At 68.9% G+C, this 12561-nt stretch carries 11 protein-coding genes and 1 pseudogene; 4 read left to right on the top strand and 8 right to left on the bottom strand.

The annotated features are described in order from the left end of the window. From sdhA to HZB86_08665, 4 genes are all read right to left on the bottom strand, one after another. Positions 1–1118 (bottom strand): succinate dehydrogenase (quinone) flavoprotein subunit (gene sdhA, locus HZB86_08680; GenBank protein ID MBI5905606.1); only part of this gene is annotated, 1118 nt, incomplete at its 3' end. Positions 1119–1128: 10 nt separating this feature from the next. Then, positions 1129–1800, bottom strand: a complete 672-nt coding sequence (locus HZB86_08675) for a succinate dehydrogenase cytochrome b subunit (GenBank protein ID MBI5905605.1) — start codon at positions 1798–1800, stop codon at positions 1129–1131. A gap of 141 nt (positions 1801–1941) precedes the next feature. Then, a complete protein-coding gene (locus HZB86_08670) occupies positions 1942–4935 on the bottom strand; it encodes an NAD-glutamate dehydrogenase (GenBank protein MBI5905604.1) in 2994 nt (997 codons plus the stop codon). A gap of 3 nt (positions 4936–4938) precedes the next feature. After that, entirely contained in the window at positions 4939–6270 is a 1332-nt protein-coding gene (locus tag HZB86_08665; GenBank protein MBI5905603.1) for a diguanylate cyclase, read from the bottom strand. Positions 6271–6396: 126 nt separating this feature from the next. Here HZB86_08665 and HZB86_08660 point away from each other — a divergent pair, with 126 nt between their 5' ends. The 4 genes from HZB86_08660 to HZB86_08645 are packed head-to-tail and all read left to right on the top strand — an operon-like array spanning position 6397 to position 10585. After that, entirely contained in the window at positions 6397–7620 is a 1224-nt protein-coding gene (locus HZB86_08660) for a class I SAM-dependent RNA methyltransferase (protein ID MBI5905602.1), read from the top strand. A gap of 33 nt (positions 7621–7653) precedes the next feature. Beyond that, the gene (locus tag HZB86_08655) at positions 7654–8760 is read left to right on the top strand and encodes a YeeE/YedE family protein (GenBank protein MBI5905601.1); all 1107 of its coding nucleotides are present in this window, start codon (positions 7654–7656) and stop codon (positions 8758–8760) included. Between the two features lie 14 nt (positions 8761–8774). Then, on the top strand, positions 8775–9050 hold the full coding sequence (locus HZB86_08650; protein ID MBI5905600.1) for a sulfurtransferase TusA family protein: 276 nt from the start codon (positions 8775–8777) through the stop codon (positions 9048–9050). Next, positions 9047–10585 (top strand): PAS domain S-box protein, encoded by a 1539-nt coding sequence (locus HZB86_08645; protein MBI5905599.1) that lies wholly within the window; start codon positions 9047–9049, stop codon positions 10583–10585. The genes HZB86_08650 and HZB86_08645 overlap by 4 nt, the downstream gene beginning before the upstream one ends. A 132-nt stretch (positions 10586–10717) precedes the next feature. Here the strand turns inward: HZB86_08645 and ccoS are convergent, their stop codons facing one another. From ccoS to HZB86_08625, 4 genes and pseudogenes are all read right to left on the bottom strand, one after another. Next, positions 10718–10855, bottom strand: a complete 138-nt coding sequence (ccoS, locus tag HZB86_08640) for a cbb3-type cytochrome oxidase assembly protein CcoS (protein ID MBI5905598.1) — start codon at positions 10853–10855, stop codon at positions 10718–10720. Between the two features lie 2 nt (positions 10856–10857). Continuing rightward, positions 10858–11430, bottom strand: a complete 573-nt coding sequence (locus HZB86_08635; protein MBI5905597.1) for an HAD-IC family P-type ATPase — start codon at positions 11428–11430, stop codon at positions 10858–10860. A gap of 81 nt (positions 11431–11511) precedes the next feature. Further along, a complete protein-coding gene (locus HZB86_08630) occupies positions 11512–11820 on the bottom strand; it encodes a cation-translocating P-type ATPase (GenBank protein MBI5905596.1) in 309 nt (102 codons plus the stop codon). Positions 11821–11854: 34 nt separating this feature from the next. Next, positions 11855–12412 (bottom strand): annotated as a pseudogene (locus HZB86_08625) (HAD-IC family P-type ATPase). Positions 12413–12561 lie beyond the last annotated feature (149 nt).

Here is a 12561-nt window from a genome sequence, read left to right as displayed (position 1 = left end):
TCGCGGATGACCTTTTCCCCGAATCGCCGGATCGAGTCGCGGAAGTCGAGGTAGACGCCGCGCCCGCCGGGGCCGACGCCGCGACCCTCGTCGCACTGCTCCTTCGCCGCGCGGGAGGAGATGTCGCGGGGGGCGAGGTTCCCGAAGCTCGGGTACTTCCGTTCGAGGTAGTAGTCCCGGTCCTCTTCGGCGATCTGGTTCGCCGGTTTGCCGCAATCCTCCTTCTTCTTCGGGACCCAGATGCGGCCGTCGTTGCGCAGCGATTCGGACATGAGGGTGAGCTTCGACTGGTAGTCGCCCGCCTGCGGGATGCAGGTGGGGTGGATCTGCGTGAAGCACGGGTTGCCGAAGTAGGCCCCTTTCTTGTGCGCCTTCCAGATCGCGGTGACGCTGCACCCCATCGCGTTCGTGGACAGGTAGAAGACGTTCATGTACCCGCCCGACGCCAGGACGACCGCGTCGCCGGTGTGGACGCGCACCTCGCCGGTGACGAGGTCGCGGAGGGTGATCCCCTTCGCCTCGCCGTCGACCACGACCAGGTCGAGCATCTCGGTCCGGGGGAACATCCTGACCGACCCGAGCTTGACCTGCCGGGAGAGGGCGGAGTAGGCGCCCAGGAGCAGCTGCTGCCCCGTCTGACCGCGCGCGAAGAAGGTCCGGGAGACCTGCGCGCCGCCGAAGGAACGGTTGTCGAGGTACCCGGCGTAGTCGCGCCCGAAGGGGACGCCCTGCGCCACGCACTGGTCGATGATGTTGTTGCTCACCTGCGAGAGCCGCCACACGTCCGCCTCGCGGGCGCGGAAGTCGCCGCCCTTGATCGTGTCGTAGAAGAGGCGGAAGATGCTGTCGCCGTCGTTGGGGTAGTTCTTGGCGGCGTTGATTCCGCCCTGCGCCGCGATGCTGTGCGCCCGGCGGGGGCTGTCCTGGTAGCAGAACGCCTCCACGGTGTACCCGAGCTCGCCGAGGGTGGCGGCCGCCGAGGCGCCGGCGAGGCCGGTGCCGACCACGAGGATCTTGTATTTCCGCTTGTTCGAGGGGTTCACCAGCTTCATGTTGAAGCGGTGCCTGTCCCAGGTCGTTTCGATCGGTCCGGTGGGTGCTTTTCCGTCGAGTATCACGTTTGTCCCCCTATCTGGCGAAAATGCCGAGGCCGGCGAGGATGAGCACGGGAATCGAGCTGAACCCCAGCAGCAGGAGCGTGGAGACCAGCTTTCCGCACGCGTTGAACTGCGGCAGCGTCTTGTCGTTGTTCAGCCCCACCGACTGGAAGATGCTCTGGATCCCGTGGGACAGGTGCAGGAACAGGACCACCATCGCGCCGACGTAGACCAGGGAGATCGGCGTGCTCCGGAAGCTGGCGACGACCATCGCGAAGACGTTGCCCGGTCGGACCGCGACCGCCTCGGGGATGATGTCGGGCGTGATCCGGACGGTGAACTGCAGCAGGTGGTAGACGAGGAACGCCAGCAGCAGGGTGCCGGTCCAGATCATCGTCTCGCCGGCGAAGGTCGCCTTCAGCATTTTCTTCACGGCGTACTTGCCGGGGTTCGCCGCCCGGTTCTCGAGCGTCAGCAGCGTCCCGAAGATCACGTGGAGCGCCAGCATGGCGGCCAGGAAGAGCCGGAAGACCCAGACGAAGGGGCCCAGCCCGTGCAGCTTCGCGGAATACGCGTTGATGCCTCCGGGGCCGGAGAAGATGGTGGTGTTGCCCAGCAGGTGGACGATGACGAACAGGACCATGACGAGCCCCGTGACCGCCATCACCGCCTTCCTTCCTACCGTGCTCGAGAGCAGTCGCATGACGCTTCCCTCTTTCGTGGATTTTTCCGTGCGGATGACGTCTTATGGAAAAATGGATTACGGCAGAGCATAGTCCCGCCGGGAAACGATGTCAATGGATACAGTGTACAGGCAAAGGCACGGCCGGAGGGGGGACGGAGGCTACCCGAACACCTCCCGGACGTACCGCCGGAGGTCCGATTCCATGTCCCGTTCGAATCCGCCCCGGTAGACGATCGTGGACGCGATCTCGCTCGCCAGGATCGCCGACCGGTACTTGACCGGCAGCCGGGAGACCCTGCGCCGGTACCGCGGATGGTCGCGGAGGAACGCGGGGAGGTGCGCGAGCAGCGCGCGCCGGTACGGCAAGGCGAGCGAAAGCGCGGGACGCGACCGGAAGAAGTCGAACAGCCGCGCGTAATGGCCGTTGATCTCGACGCTGATCCCGTCCGAGATCCCGGTGTACGGGCGCCCGGGATGCTCCCGCTTCCGCCGGAAGATCAGCGCCGCCTCGTCCGCCGCCCGCTTCTCGAGGATGGAGAGGACGTCGCGGACGTACTCTTCCTTGTGCGCGAGGAACTCCTTCTCCGACATCATCAGGTTGCCGATGATCTCGTAGGAGGAGGAGATCACCCCGCACTTGTTCGCCGAGGCGTCCCGCAGGATCACAACGCCGCGTTCCTGGAGCTTTTCGCGCGCCTCCGGGGTGATGAACGAGTTGGCCCCCTCCACGATCACCCGGGCGGTGGGGTTCCCGTCCTTTCCGAAGAACCGCGTCCAGTTCGTCCCGTCCACCGTCTCGGGCCGTCCCCCCGCCGGGATGAACAGGTCGGCCGGGACCGTGAAGAGGAGCCCGTCGAACTCCTTGTGGAACTCGTCCACGGTGACCCACGACTTCGCCACGCCGCCCTCGGTGCGGTCCGCGCGGAGGTACAGCTCCCGAAGCCCTTCGGTGCGCCGTTCGCCGCTGTGCAGGAGGAACCCGCCGGGGTGGAGCTTCTCGGGGCGGAACGCCTCCACGTCCCCGGAGAGGACGATCCGCGACAGTTCCGCGCGGTCGAGCCCCTTCGGATCGAAGAGCGCGCCCGTGCCGTCGAGGATCAGCCGGATCGCCACCCTCGGGCATCGCGCAAGAAGGATCCGGATCGCGTTCCCCGCCACGTCCCCGTTCGGCCCGCCGGTGAACTTCACGGAGAACGGGTCCACCCCGATGTCGATCCCCTGCGAAGCCATGGCGACCTCGGCGAACTTGACGACCCCCGTGGAGGTGACGCCGTACTCCTTGTGGTTGATCCCGACCCGCTTGCTCGAAATGATCCCGATCCCCAGCATGTATCCCCTGCGCACCGAGAGCTTCGCGATCGTCTCGATCATGGAGTCGTGCATGTTCTCGTCGGGGCCCAGCTCGATCGGCTCCTCCTCCCCGTAGTAGTCGACGACCCGGGGGTCCTTCGCCTTCCCGCCCGAAGTGACGAAGAGGTCGAGGAACGCGTTGATGAAGGCGTACTGCACCTTGTAGAGCCGCTGGTTCGTCCGTTCCTTCGTGAGCAGGTCCGGGGCGTTGATGACCACCACCATCTTGGACCCGCCCTCGTAGATGTCCTTGTTCTTCAGGTGCTGGGTGTGCGCGAGGACGTAGTTCTCGCGGAAGAGGGTGTTCGCGACCGTGACGTAGTCGTCCCGGGTCCGGGTGAAGATCGTGCGCCACCCGCCGCGCGCGATGTCGGAGAATCCGATGTGGAACCCGATCGCCCCGCGGCCGAAGAAGTAGGTGATGCGGAACGGGCGCTCCGGCGGGAGGTCCGAGGTGAACTCGGGGCCGAGGTCCGACAGGACCTCCGGGTCGAGACGGAACGCCAGGGCATGCTTCTCCGGCACGAAGAAGTTCGTCTTGAGGGTCCTCCGGATGAAGGAAAGCGTCGCGCGGAAGATCGTGCGGCGGAACTCGTCGAGCTGGCGGTGGCCGGTGTTGTATTCGTCGATCTCGCGGGCGAGGGCGGAGAGCGCGGCCGAGTACGCCGGCTCGCGGTCGGAAACCTCGGGGTCGAACCGCAGCTCGAACACCCGCGTGAGCTTCAGGGCGATGTCGGGGTGGGAAAGGAACGCCCGCTCGACGTCCTCGAGGGTGAACCGGTGCGGCTGGTTGTGGGCGAGGCTCGCGTGGCAGAAGCCGATGAAGGCGTTCACCAGGGAGGCCTCGTCGCCCGTCATCAGGCGGGCGAGGACGAACTCCCGGTAGGTGCCCGAGCCGCTGGCGAGGATCTGTACGTTGTACAGCTCCCGGCAGAGGCGGCGAAAGAGGGGGGAGTCCTTCTCGAGGAGCCCCCCCTCGCGGCGCACCACGTAGAACGTGCCGAGAAAGTACGGAAACGTCCCCGCGCTCAGGGTCAGCGTGTACGCGCGGCGGACCCCGAGGTTCAGCCGGTTGAACACCTCCATGACCTGGAGGAGGTAATCCTTCTGGGGCGGGTTCCCGACGGCGAAGAGCACCCGGCTCTCGCGGCGCCCCTCGCCGCTTCCACCCGCCGCGTCCTGCACGTCGACGTGGATCCCCATGCGGCTGCGCGCCTGGTGGAACAGCCACAGGATGCGGGCGACCCGCTCGGGGGGCGAGAGGCGGACGTACCCGGGATGGTTGCGCCACAGCAGGCCGAGGAGCTTCTCCCTCTCGGAAGGGGGCACGGCGGGGGAGAAACCCGCGAGGCTCGCCACGATGGGACGGCGCAACCCGGACGGCATGGGAACGGTCCCGCCGGGGGAGTCGTCGGCGTCGTCCTTCCGGTCGAACTCGTACCGCTGGAACTCGAGGTCCCGGTCCGTTCCCGGGACGGGCGCGTAGGAGTGCGCGATCTCCGCGTACGAGATCTCGCGGGGGCCGAGCAGCCGGAGGGTCTCGTAGAGGGATCCCGGCGCCGAGAGCCGGGCGATCATCATCTCCTTCTCCCGGTCGGCCAGCACGAGGTACCGGTTCTTCGAGAGGTCCGCCAGGTGGAGGCAGAGGGTGGCGATCGCCTCGGGCTCCTCCCGCAACGTCTGGAAGAAGATCGGGGCCATGCTCGCGCGGAGCCACGCGAGGTTTTCCCGGGCGTGCCCGGAAGCGTCCCGGACGCAACGGAGGATGTCCCGGTCCGTCCGTCGATCCGCGTCGGGCCGCATCCGCTATGCCCGGCGGACGATCTGTTCGAAGCTCACGACGCGGTTCCTGCCGGCGTTCTTCGCGGCGTACATGGCGCGGTCGGCCGCCCGGAACAGGTTCTCGATCGTGTCCCCGGCGCGATACTCCGCAACTCCGATCGACAGGGTGACCGATCGGGCCTCCTCGTCGGGGCGGGTGGTGAACGGGATCTCGGAGAAGCGGATCCGCAGCCGCTCCGCCGGGACGAGGGCGCCCGTCGCCGCGGTCTCCGGGAGCAGCACGAGGAACTCCTCCCCGCCGTACCGGAAGCCGGTGTCCAGCGTCCGGATGTTCTCCCGGATCGCGTCCCCGAGGCACTTCAGGACCTTGTCGCCCTCGGCGTGGCCGAACGCGTCGTTGAACTGCTTGAACCGGTCCACGTCGATCAGCAGGATCGAGAAGGGGACCTTGTTCCGGACCGCCCGGTCCATCTCCTTCTGGGCGAGGGAGAGGAAGTGGCGCCGGTTGTAGAGGCCCGTGAGCCCGTCGGTGATCGACTGGAGGCGAAGGTCCTCCTCGAGCGCCTTCCGGTCGGCGATGTCCCGGAGGATGGCGGTCAGGATCCGCTCCCCCCGGACCGCCTTCTCCGCCAGCGACAGCTGGATCGGGATCTCCACGTCCGATTTCGTGACGGCCGAAAGCTCGATGTTCCTCCGCTGGTCTCCCTGCTCCCGGCGGGACACGTACAGGACCAGCTCCTTCCAGTAGTCGGAATACCGGGGGGGGAAGAGGCGGACCGCGTCCATGCCGACGAGCTCCCGCTCCGAGTACCCGAGCATCTCCTGCGCGGCCCGGTTGGCCATCAGCACCTTCCCGGTTTCCGCGACGCTCACGATGGCGTCCCGCGCGGTCTCGAAGATCCCGCGGAACCGTTCCTCGGATTCGAGGAACCGCTCCAGGAGCGCCTTCCGCACCGAGATGTCGGTGAAGAACCCGATCGTGCCGATCTCGCGGCCGTCCTCGATCAGCAGGGCGCAGCACAGCCGGATCGGCAGCCGTCTGCCGCCCGCGGCGACCACTTCCGTCTCGAAGTCCACCAGCCGTCCGCGCCCGCCGTACTCCTCGGAGTAGAGGAACTCCTTCACCTCGCGCGCCCCCCCGGGCGGGTAGAGGCGGGAGGCGTTCATCTTTCCGAGGACATCGTCCGACGAATAGCCGAAGATCCGCTCCGCGCTGGCGTTGAACAGGAAGATGCTTCCGTCGGTGTCGTTGGCGATGATCCCCTCCGGGCACGTCCGCACGACGTATTCGAGGAATTCCGCGTACCGGGTGGAGGAGTGGAGGAACTCCGAGAGCGTTCCGGGAGTGGAGGGCATTCCGACCGTTCCTTCTTCTTGGAGTACGCCCAATGTACCACAGGGGCCCGGCCCGGCGCACCGGCCGAAATTCATCCCCGGCCCGGCGGCCGCCGCGCGATAATGGTCGCCGGGAGGGTGCGGCGAATGGGGGGCCCGCCGGGGGAACAAATCACGGTCGCGACGGTCGCGCCGGTGCACGGGGGGTACGCGCTGGCCCGGGCGGAAGGGGTGGGCGTCCTCTTCGTCCGGGGAGCCCTGCCGGGGGAAACCGTCACGGTGCGCCTCGGGGCGCGGAGGAAGGATTACGCGTTCGCGGAGGCCGTGGAGATCGTGTCGCCGTCGCCCCACCGGGCGGAACCGCCCTGCGAGGTCTTCGGCGCGTGCGGCGGGTGCCAGCTCCAGCACGCCGCGTATCCGTTCCAGCTCGAGATGAAGCGGGAGATCCTCCGGGAGTCGTTCCGCCGGATCGCGCGGATGGACGCTTCGCCCGAGATCGCCCCCCCGGGCGGGCCGTTCGGGTACCGGTTCCGGGGTCAGTTCCAGACGGACGGGGAGGCGGTCGGGTTCCACGCCGAGCGTTCGCGCCGGCTGGTCCCCGTTTCGCGGTGCCCGCTGATGGCCGACGCGATCAACCGGGCCGTTCCGGCCCTGCGGGGCCTGGGACGGATCGCGCCGGTCTCCGGGATTCACGTGGCGACCGACGGAGAGCGGGTCCTCGCCTGGTTTCCCGGCGTCCGGTACGACGCCCGCTTCGCCCCGCGGTTCCGCGGCACCCTCGCGGGCGCCGTGTTCGAGGACCGCCGCACGGGAACGGAGAGCCTCTCCCTTCCGCTCGAGGGGATGTCGTACGCCGTGTCGCCGCGCGGCTTCTTCCAGGCGAACTGGGGCGTGAACCTTTCGCTCGTCCGCCGCGTCGCCGGGATCCTCCGCGACGGGTCGGGAGGGAGGTTGCTGGACCTGTACGCGGGGGCGGGGAACTTCGCGCTGCCGCTGTCGGCCTCGTTCCGGGAGGTCGTGGCGGTCGAGGGGGACCCCCGCGCGTTTTCCGGCCTGCGCCGGAACATCCGGGAGAACCGGATCGCGAACGTGTCCCCGGTGCGCGCGCGGGTGGAATCGTTCCGGCCGGACGGAAGGTTCGACGAGCTGGTCCTGGACCCTCCGCGCTCCGGCCTCTCCCCGAAGGCGGCGTCCCTCGTGCGGGAGGTCCGCCCGGGGCGGATCTGCTACGTGTCCTGCAATCCGTCGACGCTGGCGCGCGACGTCCGTGCGCTGTCCGACCTCTACGCGCTCGACTCCCTCGAAATGCACGATTTCTTTCCGAATACCCACCACGTGGAGGCGCTCGCGGTCCTGGCCATTCGTCACTGAAGAATTCGAAATCATTTGCCGAATGGAATCACCATGGAATCCTGGGGGCACATCCTCGCTTCGGGGCTGGCGGTCGGGGGAATCGCCGGATTCCTCATGCACCGCTCCGGTTTCTGCCTCGCCGGCGCCTTCCGCGACGTGTTCCTTTTCCGCGACGCGTTTCTTGCGAGGAACCTCCTGCTTGCCGTCGTCGCCTCGATGGTCCTCTTCGAGGGGGCGAGGCGGCTCGGCCTTCTCCCGTTCCATCCGTTTCCGCTGCTCGGGCCCCCCTCGGCGGCGCACCTGGGGGGTGGAATGGTCTTCGGGGTCGGAATGGTGCTCGCGGGCGGCTGCGTGGTCGGCACCCTGTACAAGACGGGGGCGGGCAACCTTCCGGCGGCGGCGGCGATCCTGGGGTTGATCGCGGGGAGCGCCGCGTACGCGGAGTTCCACCCCCTCTGGTCCTCGCTGCGGGCGGCCATGCGGCTGCCCGTCGACGCGGTCACGTTCCCCCTGCTGCTGGCGGTGGATCCGGGGATCGTCGTTTTCGCGATCGCCGTCCCGGCTTCATTCCTCTTCGCCCGGTGGCGAAGGGAGGGGAAGTGGTCGCGGCGCGGCGATCTTCCCAGGGGGTACGTGCCTCCGTGGGCGGCCGCGTTCGCGCTGGCCCTCCTGGGAACCGGGTACTGCTCCCTCACGGGGATGCCGATCGGGATCACCACGAGCTACTCCAAGATGGCGGGCTGGGTGGAGTCGCTCCTCGCTCCCCGCCATTTCGAGTCGCTGGCGTTCTTCCGCTCCACGCCGCTCTCCGTCGTCCACCCCGGCACCGGGGAACTGCTGCTGGGGGGACCCGGCCCGGCGCCGGACTACATCTCCGCCGTCCAGCTCCCCGTGATCGCCGGGATCCTCCTCGGGGGCGCCCTCTCCGCCGTCCTCGTCTCCGAGCTTACGTTCCGCCGGAGGATCCCCGCCGTACAGCTTCTGGCCGGATTCTCCGGTGGAGTCCTGATGGCGCTTTCCTCGCGGCTGGGCGGCGGATGCAACGCGTGGCACCTGCTGGGAGGGGTGCCGATCCTCGCGTTGCCGAGCCTTCTGTTCGCGGCCGGGTTGTTCCCGGGAGCGTGGGTGGGCGGCCGGTTGATGGCGAAGATTCTCTGAAGGAGGGAGGCTCGATGCCGATCGCGTCGACGCGCACGGTGGAGCTGGACCTGAGGGGGCAGGTGTGCCCCGCGGCGCTCTTCCTTGCGCTGAAATCGCTCGGAGAGCACCACGCGGGCCTCGCTTCGGGCGAGTGCGAGATCGCGATCCGGACGGACAACCGCGATTCGGTGCCGACGATTTCCGAAGCGGCCCGGAACATGGGGTACGCGGTGACCGTCGAACATCCGGATGGGCATTACCTGCTCCGCGTGGCGGTCCCGGAGGCGGGGGAGGAGGGAAGGACATGACCGTCCCCGCGGAGGAATCCGGGCGTCTCCACGCGGAGATCCGGCGGCTCGCCGAGGAACGCGACCTCTTCATGCGGTACATCCGCGCGAAGACCGACGAGCTCCTCGTCCTCATGAAGTGCCCGACCCTCAACGCCGACGCGCTCGGGGACCTCGACCTCATCGGGTACGACCCGATCGGGACGATCGCGACGTCCTTCTCCCGCGTGCTCGAGAACCTGAACGAGACGAACCAGCGGCTGCGGAACGAGGTGGGCGAAAGGGCCCGCGTCGAGGAGGAGCTGCGGGATTTCTTCGACAACGCCATGGAGTTCATCCAGACGGTGTCCCCGGACGGGAAGTTCCTGTACGTCAACCGGACGTGGCTCGAGACGCTGGGGTACCGGGTGGAGGATGTGGACCGCCTCACCCTGTTCGACGTCGTCCCCTCGGAGGAGCTCCTCGCGAAGGACGGGGGAAGGATCCTCGTCGAGGGGAACGCGACCCCGAGGCGGGTCGACGGGGAGTGCGTGGCGGTGCGGATCATCTGCCACGACGTGACGGCCCGGAAGCTCCACGTGGAGGAGCACCTGAAGGCGGAGAAGCTCGAGTCGATCGGCGTCCTCGCGGGAGGGATCGCGCACGACTTCAACAACCTGCTGACCGGGATCCTGGGGAACATCTCGATGGCGCGCATCCGCTCCGCGTCGCCGACGGACATCCAGGGGAACCTGGACCGCGCCGAGAAGGCGTGCCTGCGGGCGCGCGAGCTCACCCGCCAGCTGCTCACCTTCTCCGAGGGAGGGGCGCCGGTCCGGAAAACGATGCCGCTCGCCGGCATCCTCCGGAACGCGGCGGACCGGTTCCCGGGAGGGGAGTCGGTCCGGGTCGAGATCGACCTGCCGGCGGACCTCGCGCCGGTGGAAATCGACGAGGCGCAGATCGCGCAGGTGTTCGACAACATCGTCGCCAACGCGGAGCAGGCGATGCCCGGCGGAGGAACGATCCGGCTGTCGGCCGGGAACGTCGAGATCGGGCCCGGAGATCCGCTCCCGCTCGAACCGGGTCCGTTCGTCCTGGTGTCGGTCGAGGACACCGGGGTCGGGATACCGAAGGAGTCCATCCACAAGATCTTCGACCCGTTCTACACGACGAAGGCCGGAGGAAGCGGCCTCGGGCTCGCGACGGCGTACTCGGTCCTGAAACAGCACGGAGGCCTCATCACGGTGGATTCGAGGAGGGGGCACGGGACGACCTTCCGGATCTATCTGCCCGCGTCCGCGGTCGCAGCGGCCGATGCGGCCGCGCCGCGGGAGCCTCCGCCCCGGGAGAAAACGCGCGTTCTGGTCATGGACGACGAGGCGATGGTCCGCGACGTGGCGGTCGAGTTCCTCGGCCACCTCGGATACGACGCGGTGTCCGTCGAGGGGGGGGAGGACGCGCTGGAGGAGTACCGGTCGGCGAAATCGTGCGGCCGGCCGTATTCCGCCGTCATCATGGACTTGACGATCCCGGGAAGGCCATCGTCTCCAGCGGATATTCGACCGATCCGGTGATGGCGGACCACCACCGGCACGGATTCCACGGAGTGATCGCGAAGCCGTACCGGATCCGGGAGTTGCGGGAGGTCCTCGAATCCGTGCTGGGTCCGGCCCGGGGGCGGGAGCCGGTCGGGAATCCCTGAAGCGCTATTCGTCGTCCATCATCCGGTGCTTGGGCCGCTCCACGTCGTCGTACTGGTCGCTCTTGACCGCCCACAGGAAGAGGAGCCACGCGCCGGCGCCCAGGGCCACCGAGATGCCGATGAGAAGGAGCGTCGTCCCCAAGGTCACCTCCGGATCCGCAGCGAGTTTCCCACCACCAGGAGGGAGCTCCCGGCCATGAACGCCGCCGCGGCGATGGGGTGGAGCATCCCGGCCGCCGCGAGCGGGATGGCGACGAGGTTGTAGGAGAAGGCCCAGAACAGGTTCTGCCGGATCACCCGGAAAACGGTCCGGGACAGCGAGAGGAAGGCGGGAATCCTCCGCAGATCCTCGCCGATCAGCGCGGCGCCGGCGGACTCGATCGCGACTCCCGTTCCGCCCCCCATCGCCACCCCGACGTCGGCCTCCGCGAGCGCGGGGGCGTCGTTGACTCCGTCCCCCGCGGCCAGCACGGGGCCGTGCCGCCGTCTCGCCTCCCGGACCTCGGCGCGCTTCCCCTCCGGAGTCACCCGCGCGCGGATCTCCGAAATGCCGGCCTCCGCCGCCACGCGGGACGCGACCGCGGGGTCGTCCCCCGTCGCCATGACGACCTCGATCCCCGCGTTCCGAAGCGCCCGCACCGCCTCCGCCGCCTCCGGCCGCAGCGCATCCTCCGTCGCGAACAGCCCGATGACGCGGGAACCGTCGGAGAGAAGCACCGTCGTCCTCCGGGACGAGGCCAGTCCGCGGTACGCCGCGTCCGCCTCCGGCCCGATTCCGATCCCGGACCGCGCGAGGAACTACGGGCTGCCCAGCAGGTGGCGCACGCCGCCGATCTCCCCCTCGACTCCCTCCCCCGGGTGCGCGCGGAAACGCTCCACGGCGAGACGGCGCTCCCGCGGAACCGCGTCGGCGATCGCGCGGCCGATGGCGTGCTCGGACGCCGCCTCGACCGAGGCGGCGAGGAGGAGCGCCTCCCCGGAGGCGACGCCGAATCCGAGCGCGTCGGTCAGCCGCGGCCGTCCCGCGGTCAGCGTGCCGGTCTTGTCCAGCAGGACGCATCGCACTTTCGCCGCCCGCTCCAGGACGTCCCCGCCGCGGACCAGCACTCCCCGCGACTGGGCGGCCGTGGAGCCGACGAGACGCCGGGACGAAGATCCGCACGACCCGGTCGGCGATCCGCTGCACGCCCGCCTTGCGCGCCTGCGCCTCCTCGACCGCCCGGGCGATCCGGGCGAGGACCGTGTCCGACCCGGCGCGCGTCACGGATACGAGAAGGCGTCCCGTCCCGTTCAGGGAACCGGCGACGATCTCGTCCCCCTCGCGCTTCGCGACCGGCGCCGACTCGCCGGTCAGCAGCGACTCGTCGATCTCCGATATCCCGCCCGTCACCTTTCCGTCCGCCGGTACCCGGTCCCCCGGCACGACTTCCACGACGTCCCCCGGGGAAAGCGACGCCGTCGGCACCTCCTCGGCCTCGCCGCCCGGGAGGATCCTTCGCGCCCGGGCCGGGGCCGTGCGGACCAGACGGGAGATCGTCTCCGCGGCCCGGTTCCTCGCGCCCGCCTCGATGAACCTCCCGAGGAGGATCAGCGTCACGATCATCGTCGCCGTGTCGAAGTAGATCTCCCCGCCGAGGAAGATGGAGACGGCGCTGTACCCGTACGCGGAGAGGGTGCCGAGGGCCACCAGCGCGTCCATGCCGAACGTGCCGCTGCGGCCTCCCAGGAAGGCGCCCCGGAGGAACGGCGCCCCGGAGTAGAAGACGACGGGGGTCGAAAGGAGGAACGAGATCCAGCGCAGCAGCGACTCGTACCGCTCCTCGATCCCCTGGAAGTAGCCGGCGTAGA

The organism is Deltaproteobacteria bacterium (assembly GCA_016234845.1).
Lineage (GTDB): Bacteria > Desulfobacterota > Deferrimicrobia > Deferrimicrobiales > Deferrimicrobiaceae > JACRNP01.
The sequence above is the reverse complement of the archived record's forward strand: the minus strand, read 5'-3'. Positions and strand labels throughout refer to the sequence as shown.